Source organism: Streptomyces sp. NPDC047453, from assembly GCF_040643155.1.
Classification (GTDB): Bacteria; Actinomycetota; Actinomycetes; order Streptomycetales; family Streptomycetaceae; genus Streptomyces.
Genome location: NZ_JBEYTS010000010.1, coordinates 71,235 through 91,873, shown reverse-complemented (window position 1 = coordinate 91,873; position 20,639 = coordinate 71,235). Strand labels below are relative to the sequence as shown.

General features: G+C 70.6%; 20 protein-coding genes and 1 pseudogene. 2 read left to right on the top strand and 19 right to left on the bottom strand.

Going from position 1 to position 20,639, the window contains the following annotated elements; genetic code table 11:
- Positions 1–214 precede the first annotated feature (214 nt).
- The 3 genes and pseudogenes from ABZ818_RS12315 to ABZ818_RS12305 all read right to left on the bottom strand — a co-directional run bounded on the left by ABZ818_RS12315 (position 215) and on the right by ABZ818_RS12305 (position 3,343).
- A complete protein-coding gene (locus ABZ818_RS12315) occupies positions 215–988 on the bottom strand; it encodes an isoprenyl transferase (RefSeq protein ID WP_361413139.1) in 774 nt (257 codons plus the stop codon).
- Positions 989–1,711: 723 nt separating this feature from the next.
- A complete protein-coding gene (locus tag ABZ818_RS12310; protein WP_361413138.1) occupies positions 1,712–2,506 on the bottom strand; it encodes a methyltransferase domain-containing protein in 795 nt (264 codons plus the stop codon).
- Positions 2,507–2,595: 89 nt separating this feature from the next.
- Positions 2,596–3,343: pseudogene (locus ABZ818_RS12305) on the bottom strand (A24 family peptidase).
- Positions 3,344–3,464: 121 nt separating this feature from the next.
- On the opposite strand from ABZ818_RS12305, the gene ABZ818_RS12300 reads away from it, so the two are divergent.
- Positions 3,465–3,842, top strand: a complete 378-nt coding sequence (locus ABZ818_RS12300; protein ID WP_361413137.1) for a DUF192 domain-containing protein — start codon at positions 3,465–3,467, stop codon at positions 3,840–3,842.
- A gap of 22 nt (positions 3,843–3,864) precedes the next feature.
- Here the strand turns inward: ABZ818_RS12300 and ABZ818_RS12295 are convergent, their stop codons facing one another.
- The 16 genes from ABZ818_RS12295 to ABZ818_RS12220 all read right to left on the bottom strand — a co-directional run bounded on the left by ABZ818_RS12295 (position 3,865) and on the right by ABZ818_RS12220 (position 18,708).
- Positions 3,865–4,731, bottom strand: coding sequence for a hypothetical protein (locus tag ABZ818_RS12295; protein ID WP_361413136.1), 867 nt, complete (start codon positions 4,729–4,731; stop codon positions 3,865–3,867).
- The gene (locus ABZ818_RS12290; RefSeq protein ID WP_361413135.1) at positions 4,728–6,893 is read right to left on the bottom strand and encodes a Yip1 family protein; all 2,166 of its coding nucleotides are present in this window, start codon (positions 6,891–6,893) and stop codon (positions 4,728–4,730) included. Before ABZ818_RS12290 ends, ABZ818_RS12295 begins: the two co-directional genes overlap by 4 nt.
- Before the next feature lie 138 nt (positions 6,894–7,031).
- The gene (locus tag ABZ818_RS12285) at positions 7,032–7,658 is read right to left on the bottom strand and encodes an OmpA family protein (RefSeq protein ID WP_361413134.1); all 627 of its coding nucleotides are present in this window, start codon (positions 7,656–7,658) and stop codon (positions 7,032–7,034) included.
- Positions 7,659–7,669: 11 nt separating this feature from the next.
- Positions 7,670–8,251: a hypothetical protein gene (locus ABZ818_RS12280; RefSeq protein ID WP_361413133.1), complete on the bottom strand. Its 582-nt coding sequence runs from the start codon at positions 8,249–8,251 to the stop codon at positions 7,670–7,672.
- Positions 8,252–8,285: 34 nt separating this feature from the next.
- Positions 8,286–8,879: a pilus assembly protein TadG-related protein gene (locus ABZ818_RS12275; RefSeq protein WP_361413132.1), complete on the bottom strand. Its 594-nt coding sequence runs from the start codon at positions 8,877–8,879 to the stop codon at positions 8,286–8,288.
- Positions 8,879–9,097 carry a hypothetical protein gene (locus ABZ818_RS12270; RefSeq protein ID WP_361413131.1) on the bottom strand — a complete coding sequence of 73 codons (219 nt, stop codon included), beginning with the start codon at positions 9,095–9,097 and terminating at the stop codon, positions 8,879–8,881. The genes ABZ818_RS12275 and ABZ818_RS12270 overlap by 1 nt, the downstream gene beginning before the upstream one ends.
- 148 nt (positions 9,098–9,245) lie before the next feature.
- Entirely contained in the window at positions 9,246–10,085 is an 840-nt protein-coding gene (locus ABZ818_RS12265; protein WP_361413130.1) for a response regulator transcription factor, read from the bottom strand.
- A 50-nt stretch (positions 10,086–10,135) separates the two neighbouring features.
- Complete coding sequence (locus ABZ818_RS12260; RefSeq protein WP_361413129.1) at positions 10,136–11,698, bottom strand: histidine kinase; 1,563 nt, start codon at positions 11,696–11,698, stop codon at positions 10,136–10,138.
- A gap of 14 nt (positions 11,699–11,712) precedes the next feature.
- A complete protein-coding gene (locus tag ABZ818_RS12255) occupies positions 11,713–12,606 on the bottom strand; it encodes a DUF5936 domain-containing protein (RefSeq protein ID WP_361413128.1) in 894 nt (297 codons plus the stop codon).
- A 27-nt stretch (positions 12,607–12,633) separates the two neighbouring features.
- The gene (locus ABZ818_RS12250) at positions 12,634–13,575 is read right to left on the bottom strand and encodes a type II secretion system F family protein (protein WP_361413127.1); all 942 of its coding nucleotides are present in this window, start codon (positions 13,573–13,575) and stop codon (positions 12,634–12,636) included.
- Between the two features lie 19 nt (positions 13,576–13,594).
- Entirely contained in the window at positions 13,595–14,932 is a 1,338-nt protein-coding gene (locus tag ABZ818_RS12245; RefSeq protein ID WP_361413126.1) for a CpaF family protein, read from the bottom strand.
- A 129-nt stretch (positions 14,933–15,061) separates the two neighbouring features.
- Positions 15,062–15,430: a TadE family protein gene (locus ABZ818_RS12240; RefSeq protein WP_361413125.1), complete on the bottom strand. Its 369-nt coding sequence runs from the start codon at positions 15,428–15,430 to the stop codon at positions 15,062–15,064.
- Between the two features lies 1 nt (position 15,431).
- Positions 15,432–15,848 (bottom strand): TadE/TadG family type IV pilus assembly protein, encoded by a 417-nt coding sequence (locus ABZ818_RS12235; protein WP_361413124.1) that lies wholly within the window; start codon positions 15,846–15,848, stop codon positions 15,432–15,434.
- Positions 15,845–17,098 (bottom strand): AAA family ATPase, encoded by a 1,254-nt coding sequence (locus ABZ818_RS12230; protein WP_361413123.1) that lies wholly within the window; start codon positions 17,096–17,098, stop codon positions 15,845–15,847. Before ABZ818_RS12230 ends, ABZ818_RS12235 begins: the two co-directional genes overlap by 4 nt.
- Positions 17,099–17,111: 13 nt before the next feature.
- Positions 17,112–17,819: a Flp pilus assembly protein CpaB gene (gene cpaB, locus ABZ818_RS12225; protein WP_361413122.1), complete on the bottom strand. Its 708-nt coding sequence runs from the start codon at positions 17,817–17,819 to the stop codon at positions 17,112–17,114.
- A gap of 79 nt (positions 17,820–17,898) precedes the next feature.
- The gene (locus tag ABZ818_RS12220; protein WP_361413234.1) at positions 17,899–18,708 is read right to left on the bottom strand and encodes a hypothetical protein; all 810 of its coding nucleotides are present in this window, start codon (positions 18,706–18,708) and stop codon (positions 17,899–17,901) included.
- Between the two features lie 359 nt (positions 18,709–19,067).
- Here ABZ818_RS12220 and ABZ818_RS12215 point away from each other — a divergent pair, with 359 nt between their 5' ends.
- The gene (locus tag ABZ818_RS12215) at positions 19,068–20,630 is read left to right on the top strand and encodes a hypothetical protein (protein WP_361413121.1); all 1,563 of its coding nucleotides are present in this window, start codon (positions 19,068–19,070) and stop codon (positions 20,628–20,630) included.
- Positions 20,631–20,639 lie beyond the last annotated feature (9 nt).

The following is a 20,639-nucleotide window of genomic DNA, read 5'->3' as shown; positions in this document are numbered from 1 at the left end:
TTCGTCCGTGTCGTGACCGCACGGTCGGGCTCGTACAAAGGGCCTCCCGGGCGGACGGCCCCGAGCCGTCCGCTGAGATCCGACGCCCGTGGTTCGGGTGTCGACCTGTTTGCCTTATGCCCTCGAAGATGCGCCGCCATGCAAATACGTAGAACGACGCACGAATGAACCCCTCGTGAAGAGGTGGCACCCGGGTGGCGGAAGGGGTATGTACTCAGCCGCCGTAGCGGCGGTGGCGGGCCGCGTAGTCGCGCAGCGCGCGCAGGAAGTCGACCTTGCGGAAGGCCGGCCAGAAGACCTCGCAGAAGTAGTACTCGGAGTGCGCCGTCTGCCAGAGCATGAATCCGGACAGCCGCTGCTCCCCGCTGGTGCGGATGACCAGGTCCGGGTCGGGCTGGGCCTTGGTGTACAGGTGGCGGCCGATCATCTCGACGTCGACGGACTCGGCGAGGTCCTCCATGGAGGTGCCCCGGTCGTGGGCGTCGAGGAGCATGGAGCGCACGGCGTCGGCGATCTCCTGCCGGCCGCCGTAGCCGATGGCGACGTTGACGACTATTCCGTCGACGTGGGCGGTGGCCTCCTCGGCCTCCTTGAGGGTGGCCTGCATGACCGGCGGCAGCAGGTCCATGGTGCCGACGTGGTGGACACGCCAACGGCCGTCGGCGGCCAGGGTGCGCACGACGTCCTCGATGATGCCGAGGAGCGGGACGAGCTCTTCCTGGGGCCGGTCGAAGTTGTCCGTGGAGAGCAGCCAGAGCGTGACGACCTCGACGTCCGCCTCGGTGCACCAGCCGAGGAACTCCTCGATCTTGTCCGCGCCGGCCCGGTGGCCCTGGGCGGTGGTGGAACCGGCGGCCTTCGCCCAGCGCCGGTTGCCGTCCATGATGACGCCGATGTGCTTGGGCACCTGAGCGGGGTCCAGGTGGCCCTCCACCCGGCGTGCGTACAGCCTGACCAGCAGGCCGCGCAGCTTGTCGCGCAGGTTCACGTGTTCGTCAGCCCCTCCGTAATGGATCGGACAGGCGCGGCCGGGGGCGTTCCCTGTCCGTGCGGCGGCCTGGTCCGTATGGCGGTCCCCGGGGGCGAAGCCTACCCCCGGCATTTCCAGCGTCCCTCAACAGGGCACTGTGCGCGCCCTGGTGTATCAGACGCGGGCCTCGCGACTCCCAAAGAAAACGGGCCGGTCCGTGGGGGGGGGAGACGGACCGGCCCGAGGGGGGGTTTCCACCATAACCCTTCGTAAGGGCTGGTGTGTGCCCAGACGCGACAAAATCACTCTCCGAAGTCGCGCGACGACGCATGGATATCGCACCGGAGCGCCGGAATCCATCAATCCGCGCTTGATCATGGCCGAATCACGACGGAATCAGCGGCGAAACGGGCGGGATCCGACGAGAAGCGAAGAGGCTCGGCCCTTTGGGGGCGCACGGCGTGTTGCCCCCGGATCCCTCCCCTGGGCGACCCGGCCGCGAACGCCCGCTTGACGCCGACGGCACCCGCTCGCACCGGCACCCGCCCCGCATCGACCTCCGGGCCGGGCGGATACCGCCATCAGGGACCGTGGCACCGCGCAGCCCCCTCCACCACGCGGTGCCGACCGCGTGGCTTTGCTCACGCGAATTCCCTTGGTCTGAACTTTACGTGCGGCGAAATGGGTGACGCGAGGGGCGGGCGGTAACGATGTGGGAACGGGCGCCCCATCGCGGACGTTTCACCTCGGTCTGCGGGCCTCGAAGAGGTGGCGGGTGCTGTACGCCACGAACGGGCCCCGCGCCTCGATCCGTTCGTGCAGCGCCCGCAGCCGGGGCTCGTACGCCTCGACGGTGAACCCGGGGACCATCCAGATCACCTTGCGCAGGAAGTGCACGACGGCGGCGATGTCGTGGAACTCCATGCGCAGGCGTTCCGCGCGCAGGTCGACGACCTCCAGACCGGCCGCCCGCGCGTCCGCGCTCTCGCGGTCGGGGTGGCGGGCGGCGCGCGACTCCTCCGGCTGGGGCCCGAGGAAGTACTCGACGAGCTCGAAGACGCTGCCGGGACCGACGTGCTGTGCGAAGTACGTCCCGCCGGGTTCCAGGACGCGGGCGATCTCCGCCCAGTGCGGGCGTACGGGGTGCCGGCTGACGACGAGGTCGAAGGCGCCGTCGGCGAACGGCAGCGACGCGTCCTCCGGGGAGTCGACGACCACGACGCCACGCGGGCGGAGCAGTGCGGTGGCCCCGGCCACGTTCGGCGGCCAGCCCTCGGTGGCGGCGAGCAGCGCGGGCGCGGCCCCGGCCCGGCCGAGCGCGAAGTCGAGGACCTCCCCGCCGCCGGTCTGCACGTCGAGCACGGCGCGAGCCCCGGCCAGCCGGGCGGCCATCGAGACGGCGTACCCCCAGGAGGGCCGCTCTTCGGTGGCCCGGCCCGCGAACCACGAGAAGTCCCAGCCCTCGGTGGGAACGGCGGCCCCCTCGGCGACGAGGTCCTCGAAAGAGCGGGCGGGGCGGTGCTGACGGTCTGCCATACAGGTGATCGTCCCCGAAACCCGTCCCCCGCCGCCTCCTATATACGGGCGCGCACCTCCTCGGACGTCCTCTCCGCCCGCCCCGCCCCTCACGCCACCGCGAACGCCCCCAGCAGCAGCCCGGTCAGAGCCCCGCCGAGCATGAACGGCCCCAGTGCGATGGCCGACTTGCGGCCCCCCCCGACGCAGCACCACCAGACCCAGTCCGTAGCCGGCGCCGTAGAGCAGTCCGGCGAAGGCGCCGACGACGAGAACCGGCCAGCCGTACCAGCCGAGGGCCGCGCCGACCGCCAGGGCGAGTTTGACGTCACCGAAGCCCATGCCGGCCGGGTTGACGAGGAACAGCGCGAAGTACGCGGCGCCGAGGGCGAGTCCGCCGAGCAGGGCGGTGGGCCAGGAGCCGGCGGCGCCGGGCAGCGCGGCCGCGGCACCGAGCAGGGTGACGGTCGCGGCGGCCAGCGGCAGCGTCAGCACGTCCGGGAGCCGGTGCACGCGGTGGTCGACGAGCGCCAGCAGCACGCCGACCGGCGCGGCGAGCAGCCAGACCGCCAGCTCGGGACGGGGCCCGGTGGCAGCGGCGAGCGCGGCACAGACGAGCGCGGTCACGACGGCCACGGCCCGGGCGCGCGGCCCGTACGGTCCGCATCCGGCCACCGCGCCCGTGCAGCGGGCCCGGCCCACCCAGCCCCCGAAGGCGCCGGTGATCGGATGCCCGCCCGGGCACCGGGCGCTCCACGCCTCCCCGGCGCCGACCGAGAACCGGTGGGCGGCCCGGGGCAGCAGCAGCCCGGCCTCCGCACCCCACAGCGCGGCCACGACGGTCACAAGTACGCGCACGCCGGGGACCCTAGCCGCGGCGTGCGCGCGGGGCATGGGCCCGTGGACCCATGCGGGACCCACCGTCCCGCCGATACGGTCGGTCGGCAGGGCACACGATTCGGTGGGAGGGCGGCTCGGCATGGGACGACGCCGGCGTGACGGGCGGGGCAGGCTGATCGTGCACGGTTCGGCACCGGTGACGGTCCCGCTGGAGCTGGCGGCCTCCTACCGGGCCCGCACCAAGGGCCTGCTGGGCCGTGACGCGGTCGACGGCGCGATCCTGCTCTCCCCCGCCAACAGCGTGCACACCTTCCGCATGCGCATCCCGATCGACGTCGCCTACCTCGACCGCGACCTGCGCGTCCTCACCGTCGTCACCATGAGGCCGAACCGCCTGGGCCTGCCCCGCCCGCGCTCCCGCCACGTACTGGAGGCGGAGGCCGGGGCGATGGCGGGGTGGGGGCTGCGGGCGGGGGTGCTGGTGACGGTGGAGGAGACGGTGGAGGAGACCGAGTAGGGGCCGAGGCCCGGCGGGGGCGTCACCACGGAACGTTCCGGGGACGGCGGCGCCACCACCAGCGGTCCGCCTTCCCGTCCACCGTCTCGTCCGTCGCGCGGTGAGCGACCTGTGTTTCCTGTGTTTCCTCGGTGTGCTCACGGAAGATCAGGTCGAGTCGGGCCACGGCGGAGCGCAGTGCGTCGGCGCCGGGCTCGTCGACCTGTCCGACGACGTCCGCGAGGTCGTCCCGGGCCTCCAGGTCACGCCGGAACAGGTCCTCCCGGTAGCGGCCCGAAGGCCGCCAGCCGGATTCCAGTCTGCGGCACAGCCTCTCCCACACCCGCAGGCCGTAGTGCAGGTGTCCCTCGACGCTCGCCACCGGGCCCGTGGGCCGCCCGGCGAGGACGGCGTCGGACAGGGGCGTGTCGACGGGCTCCCGGTCCAGGATCTCCGGGAGCGTCTCCACCGCCGCGTCCGGCAGATCCGCCACCGGCGCCTCCACCGCCTCGACGCGGTACGCCGTGTCGTCCTCGGCGTCCAGCGCCTCCAGGCGGCACCTGACCGAACGACCGTCAGGCGTCGCCACCCAGTAGGCACTCGGCAGTTCGACCTCCGCAGGATGGAGCACGGAAGTGCCCGCCCTCGCCGCGAGGCCCTGCGCGAGCCCTCCCTCCGTGAGGCGTCCGGCGGTGCCGTCCTCCACCGTGAGGTCCAGTTCGAGGGCGAGGTCACCCGGCGGCAGCCGGCGGTAGGTGCACAGCACGGGAGCCTCCCAGTGCCGCCCTTCCTGGTCGCCGTCCGCGTCGGCCACGTCCACCGCGTCCTCCGGGACCGCCAGCAGGTCGGCCAGGGCCACTCGAAGACGGGCCGGCGCCGGCGCCGCGACGGTGAAGAGGTTCGCGATCACTTGTACGTCCCGTCGTAGATCTCCTTGGCCTTCTGCACCTTCGCGGGATTGTTGACGAACTTGGGGTCGCGCTGCAATTGCTGCGACTTGCTCAGGTCGCCCTTGTTCCGCGCGATCTCCTTCAGCGCGGCGTACTCGATGCGGTCCAGCTCGGCCAGTCCCGGACCGGACTTGGGGAAGACCGTCCCGTTGGCCTCCACCTCGTACCTGCGGCCGTTGATCTCGTAGGTGTTCCCGTCCGGCGACAGGTTCGCCCGGCCCTTGGCGATGCCCTCGATGTCCGAGCGTACGAGGTCCTCGTTGCCCCTGAGGATCACCGTGTTGCGCTCCTTGACCTGACCGCCCGACGCTCCGCTGATCGTGTGACGCTTGTTGGGGAACTTGAGCGTCTTCCCGCGCGCCGGGCCGGGTACGTCGTCCCCCGCCTGCCACTCGTTGGCCGGACTGCCGCTCTCCCGCCGCGCGTCCTCGGCGGCCTCGTCCGCCTCGTCCGCCTGCTTGCGGGCCTCGGCGGCCTCCTTCTTCGCCTCCTCGTCGCAGTGGCCCTCGGCGAGGATCACGTGACGGGGACCGCCCGCGGCGAGGACAGTGGTTCCGGTGCCGGCGCCTCCTCCGAGACCGCCGCCGCCCTCGTAGGGGATCCGACGGTCGGGCGCGGCGATCGTGCAGCCGGACTCGCGTGCCTTCCGCTCGGCCTCGTCGGCCGCCTCGTCCGCCTTCTTCGCGGCCCGCTCGGCGCCCTCGACGTCACCCGCCTTGGCCGCCTTCTTGGCTTCCTCCGCCGCTTCGCCGGCCTGCTCCGCGAACTTGCCCAGCTTGCCGAGCTTCCCGAGTTTGCCGAGGTCGCCCACCTTCTCGGCGACCTTGGCGACGTCGTAGCCGGGGATGAAGAGGGAGCCGATGTTCCAGACGACGTGGGAGACGGCGCGGGTCTTCTCGCCGTTGTTCCAGTCCTCGGCCACGTCGTCGCCGATGAACATGTCCCACAGGACCGTCCCGCCGGTGTTCAGCGAGGCCCCGCCCCAGTCCCAGATGGCTCCGAAGTAGTCGCCGTCCGACCACTTCTTCCCGGCGTCCTTGGAGTCCTCCAGCCAGTCCTGCCCGAGCTGCTTGCCGTAGTCGGCGATCCCGCTGAGGGTGTCCCCCGGGTTCGTGACCATGTCCCAGATCCCGGTGACGTCCCCCCAGACACCGTCGACGAGGATCCCCTCACCGACCTGCTTGAGCTGATCCCCGGCACACCCGAAGAAGGCACCGAAACCGGAGAAACAGCCGTCGTCCTTCTTCTCGTCGGGGCTGCTGGTGTTGTCGGTCTTGTCGGATTCGGTGGTACGGGTGTCTTCGGTGGGCGGGGTGTCTTCGGTGGTTTGGTCACCGCCGGTGGTCTGGTCGCCGCCGGTGGTCTGGTCACCGGCGTCAGTGGTGGTGCCGCCATCGGTCGTGCCTCCGCCGCTGGTGTCGCCGCCTGTCGCGGTACCACCACCAGTTGTGCCGCCGCCGCTGGTGTCGCCCCCGGTGCCGGCACCGCCACCGGTCGTGCTGCCGCTGGTGTCGCCGGAGGCGTGGGTGTCGGTGCCGTTGCCCGCCGGGGCCTCGCAGCCCGTCCCGACGACCTTGCAGACCTGGGCCTCGATGCTCACGAATATCTGCGTGCCGAGACCGCTGAACACCAGCGCCAGCACGATGGCGGCCACGATCGCGACCAGGCCCACGTACTCGACCGCGGTCTGCCCTTCGTCCCCCCGCCGCCACCGGATCATCCGGGCGAACGAGAAGGGACGGCGCTCGGCCCGCGCCGGCAACGGGAGTTCGTACCACTGCCGGGTCTCGGACTGAAGCAGGAAGTAGAGGATGAGGATGGGCAGGAAGAGCTGGATGCCGCCGCGGGCCGAACCTCCGGTGAGGTTGGCGAGCCCCCCGAGGATCAGCCACACCTGCACGCCGATCAGCGCCCACCGGACCCGGCCCCCGCCCTCCCAGCTCCGCCTGGCGAGCCACCAGCCGAGCACCCCGGGCGCGGCGGCGTACGCGACGAGGGCGATGACACCGCCGTCGAGGGCGCCGTACGACCCGGCCGTCAGCAGCAGACCGATCCCGCCGAGCACGGTGGCGACGAACAGTGCGTGCACGAGCACCAACGCCGCCGACAACGACCGTGGCATGTGCCCTCCCCCCGGTTGGCGCACAACTCCGCCCGAGGTTAGGGAACGACCGCCTGCCCAGCATGGGCCCGGAGACCCAAACGGACACCCAATCAGCGCTTGGGCATCGCGGCCCGCTCCGACTGGCGGCGCACGCCGTCAGTTCTGGTTGCGGGGGAACGTGACCTCCACTCGGCGGTTCTTCTTGCGGCCGTCCTCCGTGGAGTTGTCCGCGATGGGGTACTGCTCGGCGTAACCGCGCACGTCGAAGGTGACGTTCGGGTCGTTCAGCTCCTGGGAGAGGACGTCCTGGACGGCGTTGGCACGCTGCTTGGACAGGACCACGCCGTGCGCGTGGGTGCCGAGGTTGTCCGTGAAGCCGAAGACACGGACCTGGCTCGCCTTCTGCTTCTTGATCTCCTGCGCGATCGTGTCGATTCGGGCCTTCGCCTGGTCGCTCAGCTTCGCGCTGTCCTTGGCGAAGAGCACCTCGGCCTGGAGGGCGAACGTCACGTCCGTGTTGGTGTCCTCACGGCGTTCCTCACCGCCCTGCTCCTCGACAACGGACTTGATGTCCAGCACCTTGGCTGCGGCGAGGGTGGCCCCCTCGGGCAGTTTGAGGTCGGGGTCGCTCGGGTCGACCTTCACGGGGGCGGAGGCGGAGGGCTCGGTGCCCGGGGGCACACTCGGGCCACTGTCGGCGCGAGCCGCCACGGCACCGTAGAGGTTCGCGGCGACCATGACGCCGGCGGCTGTGAGGGCCACGGTGAGACGGGTGTGGGTCATGTCGGGCCACCTCAGCCAGAGATCTCGATAGTGCCGCTGGAGAAGGTGGGCAGTTGCAGCGTGACTTCGGAGGTGTTCGACGGTGGGGACGGGAATTGCATGAACACGGGAAGGCTTTGGCCCGCCTGAAGGGTGCCCAGCGAGGTCGTCGTGAGTGGCCGCCCTTCCGTGTCACGCAGCACGTAGTACCGCTTTTTTCCCTTGGAATCCACGAGGGTGGCGCCACCGAGCGAGGGCCCATGCTTGACGATCTCCGTCTCATCGCCAGTCATCTGAGGCGGAACGACAACGGACTTGGCCCCGTCGTTTTTCAGATTTCCGTTGATGGTGACGAATCCCCCCGTGTCACGTGCAGCGGAGGTGATCTGCAGGAGCAGTCCGTCCTGCCCCCTGAGTTCGGCCATAGGTGTCTGGGACTGTCCCTCCTGAGCAGTCGGCCGGGATCCACCGCGCTTTGAGGCGGACGCAGAGGTATCCGGCTTCTTGTCCTCGTCGTCACCGCCACCACAGCCGGCCACGCCAAGCGCCAAACCGGCCACGACGGTCAATGCGACCATCCCCCTGCGGGCCTTCGCAGTGAACCGAATGCTCATCGCTCTGCTTCCTTCTTCTCTCGTCATTCGCTTGTCAGTCGGCCAGATGGACATCGAAGAGGTCTTGGGGCTCTGGGAGATCGATGAGGTGTTTCGGGTCCAGATCCCAGTACCTGTCCTTGCAGGTGAGGCGTGGCAACACATCGGTCCCGACGTCTGCCGCCAAGGGTTTGAAGGTACAGAGCGGCTCGATCACAGCCCTGGCATGTGCCGTCGAGTGTTTGCTCGCAGTGATGGGGACGACCGACTTCCCTATTGGCTTGTTGGTCTCGACGCTGACCGTGTAGGCCAGCAGACCGCTGGCCCCACAACCGAGCACATGTGCGTCGTTCTGCTGGGCGAGTTGATACGCCCGCCAGCACGAGGGCTCGAGCCCCTGACCGAGGCCGTCGAAGGCGTTCTGCCACTTAGTGGGGTCGAGTACATCCTTCGCCCATTGGCCCGCAAGTTGGTCGCGGGTGTCCTGCGCCACCGCCAGTGCCGCCGCGTCTGCAGCCGTCTGCGCGCCATTCCGACTGGCCGCCGCCTGGCCGACCGCAAGGTAAGCGAACGCGAGAAAGAGCAGGCCCGCCACCACCGTGATGTAGATGGGGAAGGCCTGCCCTGCGTCGCCGTTCCGGAGGCGCATCAAGTGATTTCGTTGATCTTCTGCTGAATCTTCTGCAGGATCGTCTGCCCGACGTTCGTGCCCGTGATCGCCAGCACGATCGCCACCACCACCGCGATGATGCCCAGGTACTCGACCGCGGTCTGCCCCCTGTCGCCGGCGCGGCGCTGCATCGCCTCGACCGTGGTGTTCTTCCAGCCGTTCACGCGGACCGCGGTCTTCAGCATCAGGTCGCTCATGGTGTTCCCCTCCGGGTTCGGTCTCGGTGCCGCTTGCGACACCGGAAACGTATGCCGGAACACCCCGTCCGCCAGAGGGTCCCCGGACCCAATCCCGGGCCCAAAGACAGACCCGGCCCCGCTTCCCCCGTACCGTCGTCATCACGCTTCACCCCAGCCCTCGCGACGAACCCGGGGCCGTGCCCAGCCACTTGGCGGCGGCCTCGGAACGGCTGGTGCTGTGCAGCTTGGCGAAGATGCGGTTGATGTGGTTCTTGACGGTCTTCTCGCTGATGAAGCAGGTGGCGGCGATCTGCTGGTTGGTCATGCCGGACGCGATGAGGTCCATGATCTCCGCCTCCCTCGCGCTGAGTTGGAACCTCGACCTGTCGACGGCGGCCGGACGGCCACCTGTCCATCCAGACGAAGACCGTCCCACATTCGGTTGCAACTGCGAAAGATGCTGGGCAGAAGTGGCTGGTTCATGGGACGTTGAGAAGGTGTGATCGTGTGCAATCGCACCCTCCACCGGCTGGTCCCGGCGCAGTCGGGCCACGAGGGCGCCTGCCGCCGTAGGAGTGAAGTGGGGCCTGCCCTCCTTGATGTCACGTACGGCGGTGACGAGTTGGTCGGCCGTGAACTCGCCGTGGACCAGGTAGCCGCCCGCACCCCGGCGCAGGGCCTCCTGGACGATCTCCGACTCGCTGCTGTAGGTCAGCATCATGACCGGGGCGATCCGGACCAGGTACGGCAGTGCGGAGAGGCCGTCCACGCCGGGCATGCGGACGTCGAGCAGGACGACGTCGGGACGGTGCTGCTGGGCGGCCTCCCAGGCGGCGCGGCCGTCGGCGGCCTCGGCCACCACCGTGATGTCCGCGCGGCCGGAGAGCAGGGCCGTCAGGCCGGCGCGGACCACGGGGTTGTCGTCGGCCACGACGACGCGCAGGGGCACGGCAGGTGCGGGCGGTGGAAAACCCTCGAAGGGGTTGGGAGTCGTCTGGTCCGGCACGGCGGCGGCCTCCTCTCTGGGTCGTGGAGCAGGGATGGATGGTCGGATGGTCATACGGTCGGTGTCGTCAGGGCGCCCAGGGGCAGTTCGAGGCGGACCTCCGTTCCCTTGGGGTGGGCGCCGCGGCCGATACGGATGCGGGCACCTACCGAGGCCGCCCGCTCGACCATGCCGACCAGGCCGAAGTGGCCGGCGCGGCGCAGTTGTTCGAGGCTGGTGCCGGGTGGCAGGCCGCGGCCGTCGTCGTACACGCTGATGCGCAGCAGATCGCCGTGGACGCCCGCGCGCACCTCGACGTGGGTGGGCTCCGCGTGGCGGTGGGCGTTCTCCATCGCCTCCGAGGCGATGGTCAGGAGCTGGCGGGCCACGGCCGGCGGCACCGGCGGCACGCCGGGCTCGCCGATCGGGCGGTAGGCGGCGGACAGACCGGTCCGGGACGCGAAGTCCCGGGTGCGGGCGGCGAGTTCTACGAGTACATCGGTGCCGTGGTCCGGGTCGTTCTCGCGGCGCAGGTCGGTCAGCAGTTCGCGGGCCTCGGCGGCCGCCCGGCGGGCCGAGCGGGCCACCAGTTCCGCCTGCTGCTTCACCAGAGCCGGGTCCATGCGGTCGGCGCCCGTCGAGCCCGCCAGGCCGTCGGCGGCCATGGCCACGCCGTGCAGGGTCTTCGCCACCGAGTCGTGCATCTCACGGGCCAGGCGGGCCCGTTCGGCGCCGACCGCCTCCGTGACCGCGAGGCGGGCCTGGACCGTGGTCAGGGCCTGGGTGGCCTCGCCGAAGCGGAGGAGCAGGTTGCGCAGGGTGACTCCGGCGGCCCCCGCGATGACGCACAGGCCGGGGAGGAGGGCGGCCTGGGCCAGGTCCGGGGACAGTTCCTTGGAGCTGGTGGAGACGACGAGCAGGATCAGCGACTGGAGCGAGGCGAACAGGCCCGCGCCGCGCCAGCCGTAGACGAGACCGGCGAGCAGGGGGGTGCAGACGCTGACGTAGGCCAGCGTGCTGTCCGGACCCGCCGCGATCAGGAGGAGGGCGCCGAAGAGGGTGTCCAGGGCGAGGAGAGTGGGGTGCCGCAGGAGCAGGGGGCCGAAGCGTTCCCAGTCCCGGAACAGGACGTACGAGCCCATGAAGGTGACGACGACCGCGGCGCTGACCAGGCGGGTGGCCAGGCCGGGGGCGGCGTTGAGAAGGGCGACGGGGGCGGAGAGGGCGATCATCGCGAGTCGGAAGGCGAAGACATAGCGGCACATCGCCTGCAGCGCGCTGATCTGCAGTCTTTCCGGCTCCGGGGCAGGTCCCTGCGGGAGCTGGGCGGGGACTTCGGCCTCGGCTTCGCCTTCGACCGGTACGTGGTTCCCCCCTGCACCACTCGTGCGGGCATCGCCGCCGGGTGCAGGCGGCCCCGGTGGGCGGCCTGCACCGTCGGCAGCGATCCGTCCACCCGACGGCTCCGCCGGCTCCCAGCCCGGCGGCAACGCCGGCGTCACCGACGTCACCGGGATGTCCGGCGCGCCCGTGCGGACGTGGGCCGGAAGGACCGTGCCTGCCGGAGGGGTGGTGATCTCGGGAATCCTCGGTCGGCGGCGCAGCAGCCCGGTGCGTTCCTCCGTCGTCGCCATGTCCTCGTCGCCCCCTACTCGCCCGTACCCGTGAGGGAGCCGAAGTCCACGCCCGAGCCGAGGATCAGGCCCGCGCCGAGGAGGATCATCGTGGCCGGGACCATGAACGTGGTGATCATCATGGTGGCCTTGGGGACCGCGCGGGCGGCCTTGCGGCGGGCGTTCTGCGCGTCGGTGCGGCGCATGTCCTTGGCCAGGGAGACGAGGGTGTCGACGATCGGGGCGCCCAGTTCCTCGCCCTGCTGCAACGCCGTCACGAACATGGCGACCTGTTCGGAGTCGTTCCTGCGCCGCAGCTCCGCGAAGGCCTGGCGGCGGCTCATGCCGAGGTCCATCTGGCGCAGGGTGATGCGCAGTTCGTCCGCCCAGGGGCCCTCGTACTTGTCGGCGACGCGGTCCAGGGCCTGGCGGAAGCCGAGGCCCGCGCTCACCACGACCGCGAGCACGTCGAGGAAGTCCGGCAGCGTCCGCTCGATCACGTCCTTGCGGATGCGGATGGCCGACCAGATGCCGACCTCGGTCCAGAAGGCGCCGAAGGCGAGCAGGAGCAGGGCCATGAAGAGCTGGCCGCGCATGAGGAACACCAGTCCGCCGAGGCCCCCCAGGAAGCCGTAGACCGCGCGCCGGGCCGCGTAGCGGTCGATCGTGAGGCCGCCGGGGTTGCCCGCCAGGTCGATCTTGCGGCGGTACCTGGCCACCCTCTTGGGGCCCATCAGCCGCAGCACGGCGGGGGCGTAGCGCATGCCGAGGCGGTCGACGAGGGAGTCCACCGCGCCGGTGCGGGTGGAGCCCACCTCCAGGGCCAGCGCCAGGTCGTCGGGCAGCCGGGCGTCGGCGCGGTACATGCGAATGCCGGCGAAGACGCCCCAGACGCCGAGGCCCATCACGAGTGCGAGCAGCATTGCCATCCCTCTTCCCTCCTTCCGGGAACCCGGCTAGACGTCGATGCGGGACATGCGGCGGATGAGGACGAAGCCGACGGCGTAGAGCGCGAAGGCGATGATCACCGCGCCCTGGCCGATCGGGGAGGCGGTCATGCGGTCCAGGGCTCCGGCCTTGACGCCGTTCATGAGGAACAGCGCGCCGACGCCCAGCACCGGGACCGCGTAGGAGGTCATGTTGACCTGGGAGAGCTGGGTGCGGACCTCGCGGCGGGTCTCCTTGCGCTCCTCCAGGGTCTCGGTGAGGTTGCGCAGGGCGCTCACCACCTGGCCGCCGGCCCGGTTGGACAGGACCAGGGTGGTGACGAGGACGACCAGCTCCCGCGAGGGCAGGCGGTCCGTGAGCTCCGCCAGTGCGTCGTCCATCGACGCGCCGAGGGCCAACTGGTGGGCCACCTTGGCCAGTTCCTCGCCGGCCGGGGCCTCCAGCTCCTCCGCCGCCATGCCGATCGCGGTGCGCAGGGCCAGGCCCGCCTGGGTGGCGTTGGCCAGGATGCGGGCCAGTTCGGGGAGTTGGTTGATGAACCTCTCGATGCGTTTCTGGCGCTGCCAGTTGAGGAACTGCACCGCCGCCCAGATGCCGAGCAGGCCGGCCGGCAGGCCGAAGAAGGGGGCCAGGGAGGCCTGGCCGATCAGCCAGAGGGCGGCCACGGTGGCGAGCATGTAGACGAAGAACTCGCCCGGGGTGACGTCCAGGCCGGTCGCGGCGAGCCTCAGCTCCAGCCTGCGGCCGAGTTTCGTACGGCGCAGTCGGCGGTCGAGGTTGGGGAAGCGGCGCCGGCGGCCGACCGGGATCTGACCGGTCTGGGAGAGCCGGTCGACGAGGGCCGCCCGCTGGGCCTTGCCGGAGGTGTAGGCGTGCAGGCCGGCGACGGCCAGGACGCAGGTCAGCAGGGTGACGCCGGTGGTGAGGGTGACGAGGGTGCTCAGATCCATGGGGACGGTTCCTACCTGCCTACCTGGCTTCTCGGGTGGCCAGCTGGTCTGCGGACTGGGCGACGCCGAAGGCCTGGGGGATGGGCTGGCTCGCCATGTAGAGGCGGTCGGCGGTGCGGCGTGGCAGCGGGTGGTACTCGAAGGCGCCGTAGATCCGGCCGTCGGCCGCCATCGGCTGCGCGGCGAAGCGGGCCACGGTGGCCAGCCGGTACGGCTCGCTGCCGTGGCTGTCGAGCAGGGCGATCTCGGTGACGCGGCGGGCGCCGTCGGCGAAGCGGGTGAGCTGGACGATCACGTCGACGGCGCTGTTGATCTGGTCGTGCAGGGCGACGAAGGGGATCTCCACGTCGGACATGGAGGCGAGGGTCTGCAGGCGCATCAGCGCGTCCTCGGCGCTGTTGGCGTGCACGGTGGCGAGCGAACCGTCGTGGCCGGTCGACATCGCCTGGAGCATGTCGAGCGACTCACCGCCGCGGACCTCACCGACGACGATGCGGTCGGGGCGCATGCGCAGCGAGTTGCGCACCAGGTCGCGGATGGTGACCTGGCCGCGGCCCTCCACGTTCGGCGGCCGGGACTCCAGCCGGATCACGTGCGTCTGCTGGAGCTGGAGTTCGGCGGAGTCCTCGATGGTGATGATGCGCTCGCCGTCGGGGATCAGCCCGGACAGGGCGTTGAGGAGGGTCGTCTTCCCGGTGCCGGTGGCTCCGGAGACGATGACGTTGAACTTCGCCTGCACCAGGCCGGCCAGCAGGTACAGCATGTGCTCGTCGAGCGAGCCGAAGCCGATCAGCTCCTGGAGGGTGAAGGAACGCGGGAAGCGGCGGATGGTGAGCGTGGGGCCGGTGAGCGAGAGCGGCGGGATGATGACGTTGACGCGCTCGCCGGAGGGCAGGCGGGCGTCGACCATCGGGTTCGACTCGTCCACGCGGCGGTTGACCGTGGAGACGATCCGCTCGATGGTCTGCATCAGCTGGTCGTCGGAGGCGAAGCGGATGGGCAGTTGCTCGACCCGTCCGCCGCGCTCGACGAAGATCGCGTCGGGTCCGTTCACCATGATCTCGGTGATGGAGGCGTCCTCGAGGAGGGGTTCGAGGATGCCCAGGCCGAGGGCCTCGTCGACGACCCGGCGGATCAGCTGCGAGCGCTCCACGGTCGACAGGACCGGGCCCTCCCGGCTGATGATGTGCCCGAGTACCCGCTCCAGCCGCGCCCGGCGCTCGGCGGCGGCCAGCGAGCTCATCTCCGCGAGGTCGATCTCCTCCAGGAGCTTGGCCCGGTAGGAGGCGACGAGGTGGCCGTCCTCGCCCCGGGTGCCTTTCTCCTCCGGGGAGTTGATGCGTGCGCGGAGGCTCATGGGTCCGGTGCTCCTCGCTCCTGGTCGGTGGTCGAGTCGGTCCTGGTCGGCTCTCGAGCCGGTCCTGGTCGGTGGTCCAGCGGTCTCAGCGGTCTCAGTCGTCCAGCGGTCTCAGCGGTCCATTTGGTCTCAGTGGTCGAGCGGCATGGTGGCGGTCTTGTGGGCCCGGCCGAAGTTCCAGCCGGGGACGATCGAGGGGATGTCGACGCCTGCGGTGACGGTGACCTCCTTGCCGCCGTACGAGGCCGGGCAGCTGGTGCCGTCCGCCAGCCAGCCGCTGACCGCGTTCGCACAGGCCTGCTCGGCTCCCTGCCGGAGCGAGGCCGCGCGCGCCCCCGCGCGGGCGGCCGTGCCGGCCTGCTGGGCCGTGTAGGCGATCAGTCCGATCTGGATGACGGCCATGGCCAGCAGCATCAGGATCGGGATGAACCCCAGGTATTCGATGGCGACTTGGCCCCGGTCGTGGCGGCGGTCGCGACGTACGCCCGCGTACGGCATGTCAGTTCGTCGCCTCCTCGACGGCGCCGGCGTGACCCGTGACCGTGATCGGGAAGTCGATCGTGCCGGGGAAGAGCACGGGCACCTTGAGGCCGACGTGCGCCCGTACGTAGCCGTTGCTCGTCTCACAGCCCACCTCAGCCCCCCTTCGCCACGCGGCCGACAGCTTGTCGAGCCCGGCCTGTTGGCAGGCGGCGTCCCTGGCGCCGCGATCGGCCACCGTCCCCGCCCGTACCGCCTCGTCCGCAGCATTCCCCGCAAGCGTGTACGTGTACCCCAGCAGCACGCACTGCCACAGCAGCACCAGCGTGATGAGGATCGTGGGCGTCATGCCGAGCAGTTCGACGGCGACCTGCCCGCTGTCCGAGCGCAGCCGCCCGGCCGACGGCCTCTTCCCTGTGCCTGCCCGCACGTTCATCCCCCTGCCTCCCTGCGGCGCCGGAAACTCACCGACCCCCGGTCGCCGCGCAGCCGCCCGCCCTTGCGGTCGCCCTCGGGCGCCTTGACGATGCCCAGTTCGCCGGCGAGCCCCCACAGCGCCTGTTTGACCGTGCTCTTGCTCTCCAGTTCGTGGATGCGGCCGGCGTCCACCGCGCCCTGGAGTTCCTTGAAGCCCGCGGGGATCGCCGTGCCCGCCACCGGTGTGCCGGTGATCTTCTGGATGAGCGGCGGCTGGATCTCCGTCCCCCGGGTGTGGCGGTTGACGACGACGGTCGTCTCCTCTGCCTTGCGGATCTGCAGCCGGTCCCACATCCGTACGGTCCGCTTGGCCGCGCGCACCGCGACCACGTCCGGAGTGGTCAGGAGCAGCGCGGTGTCGGCCATCTCGACGGCCGCCGCGCTCGCCCCGCTCATCTGGGCGCCGCAGTCCAGGACGACGATCTCGTAGCGGGAGCGCAGCGCGCTGACGATCTGGCGGGCGGCCCGGTCGGTGACCTCCTCGCCGCGCTCGCCCTCGCCGGGCGCGAGCAGCAGCGCAAGCCCGCTGTCGTGGCGGAAGACGGCGTCGGCCAGGACGCGCGGGGAGATGTCGGTGATGGAGGCGAGGTCGACGACCGAGCGGCGGAACTGGACGTCCAGGAAGGAGGCGACGTCACCGGACTGGAGGTCCATGTCGACCAGGGCCGTGCCGCGACCGGAGGCCTGTGCGGCGAGGGCGAGTTGTATCGCCGTGAGGGTGGCACCCACCCCGCCCTTGGCCCCGCTCACCGTCACCACCCGGCCGCCGGCCCCGGTGAACACGTCGCCGCCGTGACCCAGGTGGCGCCGTACGCCCACCGACCACTGGGCCACCGCCTGTACGCGGCTGACCAGTTCCTCGTAGCTCAGCGGAAGGGCCACCAGTCCCCGGGCGCCCGAGTCCATCGCGGCCGAGAACAGGCCGGGGCCGGCGTCGGAGGTGATGAGGATGACGCCGACCGCGGGAAAGCGCAGGGCCACTTCGCGGATCAGTTCCAGGGCCGGGACCGGGCCGATCCGCTCGTGCACCACCACGATCTCGGGCAGCTCGTCGATGGACTCGGCGGCCAGGCGCGCCAGGGTGTCGATGAGCTGGGTGGAGTCGGCGACCGGGGCCACCGGCTCGGCGTCGGGGAGTTGGCTGAGCAGGGTGGTGATGGACCGGGCCGCGTCGGCGTCGCCGACGGCCGGGAGGATCCTGGTGGTCATGCCTGCCGGCCTCTCACTTGTCGTTCGCGAGTTCGTAGGTCCGGTCCTTGGCCGGGACGCTGGTGTCGCTGCCGGGAGCGACCAGCGCGAGCCGGACCCGCTGGGCGAACGACTCGGCGTAGGTGATGCGCTGGGCGTCGATGGTGGACAGCGCGAAGGTGATGGGGACGGCGTCGGTGGGCTGCTGGGCCCGGTTGTCGGCGTTCGGCTGCAGCGCGGTGATCCTGCCGACGTCGAGGACCTTGGCGTTGGTCACGATGATCTTGGACTGGGCGGGGTCGCCCTGGCGCTGTCCGCCGAAGGTGGCGTAGACGTTGACCGTGGAGCCCGGTGTGATCTTGCCGGCCACGCCGGTCGCCGCGTCGATCATGATCGCGACCTCCTGCTGCCCGGGTTGCAGGGCGGGCTGGTTCACGAGCATGTCGCTCTGGAGCAGGGAACCCTTGCGCAGTGTGGTGACCGCGATCTTGCCCTGGATCTGCCCGAGGTCGGTGACGGCGTTCGGCGACAGCCACCGCTTGGGCATCTTGACCTTCTCGAACTGGCCCGTGCTCAGCGTCGTGTACGGCGCCACGTCGGTGCGCAGCTGGTAGGCGGCGACCTCTGGGCCGACCTTGGACTTGACGTCGCTGATGACGGAGAGCACGCCCGCGAACGCGGCGAGGGCGCAGATGACGGACAGGATCAGGAGTATCACGCCGCGGCGCTGACGGGAGTTCATGAACCGTGCAACCTCATTGGGATATCGGTCGGCGAAGTCGAGCGGAATCGAATGACGGTGGTGCCGGTGGTTCAGGGACTCATCCGGTGGGTGTCCGGCTCTCGGGGACGGGTGGGGTGGCCGAGCAGAAGACGCAGCGGTCTCCGATGACGTCGATGCCGCACCAGTGGCACACACCCTGGCGTACCGAGGTGACCAGTTGGTAGAGCACCGACAGGTCGGGCAGGTAGGTGCAGAACTCGATCAGCTTGCCGGTGCCCCACCAGGTGGCGGACTCGGCCGGCAGGTCGGCCTCCCGCAGCCCCAGCGCGTTCCAGGCGGGGGCGAGGGTGGAGCCGACCCAGTCGGACTGGAGCTGGCCCTTGGCGAGCAGCATCCAGCTACCGAAGTCCGGCCCGGTCAGGGCCGCTTCGGGACCGATCCGGACGAGCTGCGGTTCCGGGTGGGCGATTACGCCGAACTGGCTGCCCGGAACCCAGGACTTGGCATGCGCCTTGAGACCGACGGGGACGCGGTCGAGGCGGGCGACCGAGCCCAGGACGGCGCCGGCGTGGATGTAGTGGGTGAGCAGCCGGCCGGCCGAGGCGAGCACGCCGGGGCTGAGGTCGCAGGAGGCGAGCTGGCGCAACTGGCGGGCGAGGACGGCGAGTCCGAGCGGCGGCAGGTCGGGCCGGAACAGGGCGATGCGGTCGCTCTCCAGCAGCGAGCGGACGGTGTGCAGCCGCCGTTCCACACCGCTGGGGATGGCCTCCGAGCACACCACGACGACGTGCCCGTGGTGGTCGATCAGGGCCCTCATGGCGTCGAGCGTCTGCTCCAGCGGCTGCCGGTCCAGGTCCTTCAGGACGACGGCGGGCACGGTCCGCTCGTCCTGCGCGGGCAGCGCCATGTCGGCACTCGTCACAGCAATGGCAGTGGACACGCGCAGCTCCCCGTTAGACGCCTGTCGGCCCGCCGGCGGTCGTCCGGCACACCGAGTTGACTTCACTGCGTGACTACCTCAGCACTGTATCCACGCCTCTGTGACCGGAGAACAGCGATTCTGTACCTGACCGGCAACTCTCCTCGAACAAGTCATTTCAAACCGGGGCAGGACGAGCATCCCGACCCGGCCCAAAAGCATGGGCCGGACGCAACTCGTTGACTGTGGGCCCGGGTTTGGGCCCGCGGGCCCACGCCGCCCGAAGCGCCCGCACCTACGCTCGCCGACCGGAATGGCGCTTGCCAGTGTGCGAGGAGGGGTGCCGCATGGCTCGCGGGGGCGGCAGACGGACGTGCCGGAGAACGTACGGGTACGACGACTCGGGCGCGACCGCCACCGAGTACCTCGGCATGGTCGTGGTCGTCGTCGCCGTCGTGCTCGGCATCGGCGCCACCGGCATCGGCCAGGCCGTCTACGACGGGATCGCCGCCGAGATCTGCAAGGTCACGGGCGGCTCGGACTGCGGCGGCGGAAGCTCGCAGGGGGACGACCGGGCCCTGACCGACGCCGACTTCGAGCCGGCGCTGTGCCAGGTCTCGACGGTCAGCGACAAGGCGGGCTCCAAGGCGAAGATCCTGTTCTGGGAGATCGGCAAGGAGTACGGCTTCCAGGAGCAGCACATCAGGGCGCACACGGACGTCAACCACGACGGCAAGGTCGACGACCAGGACGAGCTGGTCTACCTCACCTTCACGGACGCGGCCTCCGTCGGCGCCAAGAAGGACTTCAAGCCCGGGCTGAAGTTGGGGAAGGTCGGGACCGACAAGGTGGAGCTGGGCGCCGGGGTCAAGGTGACCAACGGCGACACCTGGGTGTTCGAGAGCCCCGAGGAGGCGCGCAGGTTCCGCGACGACGTCGAGAAGCTCCAGATGTACCAGATGCGGCGCCAGTCGCCGGGCGGCGCGGACGCGAGCCTCGGCGACAGCATCCTCTACCTCTTCGGCACCGGTCCCCTCAAGGACGAGGAGGACACGGAGAACCGGGTGAAGAACGCGCTGGGCGACAACCGGAAGATCACCTACGGCAAGGTGGGCCTGGAGGCCTCCGCGGCGGCCGGCCTGAAGATCTCGGCCGGCGACGACAAGAAGCTCAGCGCCGCGCTCGGCGGCAACTTCAAGTACTCCCCCGAGATCACCTGGACCGACAACGCCTACAAGAACACCAAGTCGTACACCTACTCCTCGTCGATCGAGTACGGCACCAAGGCGAGTTACGAGGCGGGCCCGATCAAGGGCGACGCCTCGGCCTCCACCACCCAGACCGGCACCATCACCGTCACCTACGACAAGTCCACCGGGAAGCTGGTCGGCGTCAACATGACCCGCACCGTCGAGAAGGGCGGCCAGAAGGACGGCGCCCGGCTCGGCGGGGGCAACGGCAAGTCGGGCAAGGACGAGCGCAGTGGCGGGGTGAGCGGGAAGGGCACCGACAGCTCCACCGGCATCGAGGTCGTCACCACCTCCCTGAGCTTCGACCCCGGTCCCGCCGGAGACGGGGACCGGGCCGTCGCCGAGCAGTGGCTGAGCAGCACCAACGAGCAACTGGTGACGCCCTTCCAGTACATGTTCGACGACCACGCGCCGACCCGGCGGCCGGGCGCCGACGACCCCTTCGGCCAACTGGTCTTCGACAGGGGCACGTCGAGCAGCATGACGTACACGGGCCAGGTGAACGCCGCCGAGTACGGCTTCGAACTGAACCTCGGGCTCAGTCTCGGCCTGTCGGTCAGCACCGAGCAGAAGGCGGAGACCCTCACGGACGCCCGGTTCCTCGGCGCTCCGAACGGGGACCGCCGGTCCTACGTCCCCTACAGCTACTGTGCCAAGTGATCTCGCCGA

Coding starts and splice junctions, on each gene's coding strand:
- ABZ818_RS12310 (WP_361413138.1), bottom strand. CDS start 2,506: ATGGCAGACCGTCAGCACCGCCCCGCCCGCTCTTTCGAGGACCTCGTC.
- ABZ818_RS12275 (WP_361413132.1), bottom strand. CDS start 8,879: ATGCGCCTCCGGAACGGCGACGCAGGGCAGGCCTTCCCCATCTACATC.
- ABZ818_RS12245 (WP_361413126.1), bottom strand. CDS start 14,932: ATGAGCCTCCGCGCACGCATCAACTCCCCGGAGGAGAAAGGCACCCGG.
- ABZ818_RS12230 (WP_361413123.1), bottom strand. CDS start 17,098: ATGACCACCAGGATCCTCCCGGCCGTCGGCGACGCCGACGCGGCCCGG.
- ABZ818_RS12235 (WP_361413124.1), bottom strand. CDS start 15,848: ATGAACGTGCGGGCAGGCACAGGGAAGAGGCCGTCGGCCGGGCGGCTG.
- ABZ818_RS12280 (WP_361413133.1), bottom strand. CDS start 8,251: ATGAGCATTCGGTTCACTGCGAAGGCCCGCAGGGGGATGGTCGCATTG.
- ABZ818_RS12285 (WP_361413134.1), bottom strand. CDS start 7,658: ATGACCCACACCCGTCTCACCGTGGCCCTCACAGCCGCCGGCGTCATG.
- ABZ818_RS12300 (WP_361413137.1), top strand. CDS start 3,465: ATGGGACGACGCCGGCGTGACGGGCGGGGCAGGCTGATCGTGCACGGT.
- cpaB (WP_361413122.1), bottom strand. CDS start 17,819: ATGAACTCCCGTCAGCGCCGCGGCGTGATACTCCTGATCCTGTCCGTC.
- ABZ818_RS12270 (WP_361413131.1), bottom strand. CDS start 9,097: ATGAGCGACCTGATGCTGAAGACCGCGGTCCGCGTGAACGGCTGGAAG.
- ABZ818_RS12250 (WP_361413127.1), bottom strand. CDS start 13,575: ATGGATCTGAGCACCCTCGTCACCCTCACCACCGGCGTCACCCTGCTG.
- ABZ818_RS12240 (WP_361413125.1), bottom strand. CDS start 15,430: ATGCCGTACGCGGGCGTACGTCGCGACCGCCGCCACGACCGGGGCCAA.
- ABZ818_RS12255 (WP_361413128.1), bottom strand. CDS start 12,606: ATGGCAATGCTGCTCGCACTCGTGATGGGCCTCGGCGTCTGGGGCGTC.
- ABZ818_RS12215 (WP_361413121.1), top strand. CDS start 19,068: ATGGCTCGCGGGGGCGGCAGACGGACGTGCCGGAGAACGTACGGGTAC.
- ABZ818_RS12220 (WP_361413234.1), bottom strand. CDS start 18,708: ATGGCGCTGCCCGCGCAGGACGAGCGGACCGTGCCCGCCGTCGTCCTG.
- ABZ818_RS12260 (WP_361413129.1), bottom strand. CDS start 11,698: ATGGCGACGACGGAGGAACGCACCGGGCTGCTGCGCCGCCGACCGAGG.
- ABZ818_RS12290 (WP_361413135.1), bottom strand. CDS start 6,893: ATGCCACGGTCGTTGTCGGCGGCGTTGGTGCTCGTGCACGCACTGTTC.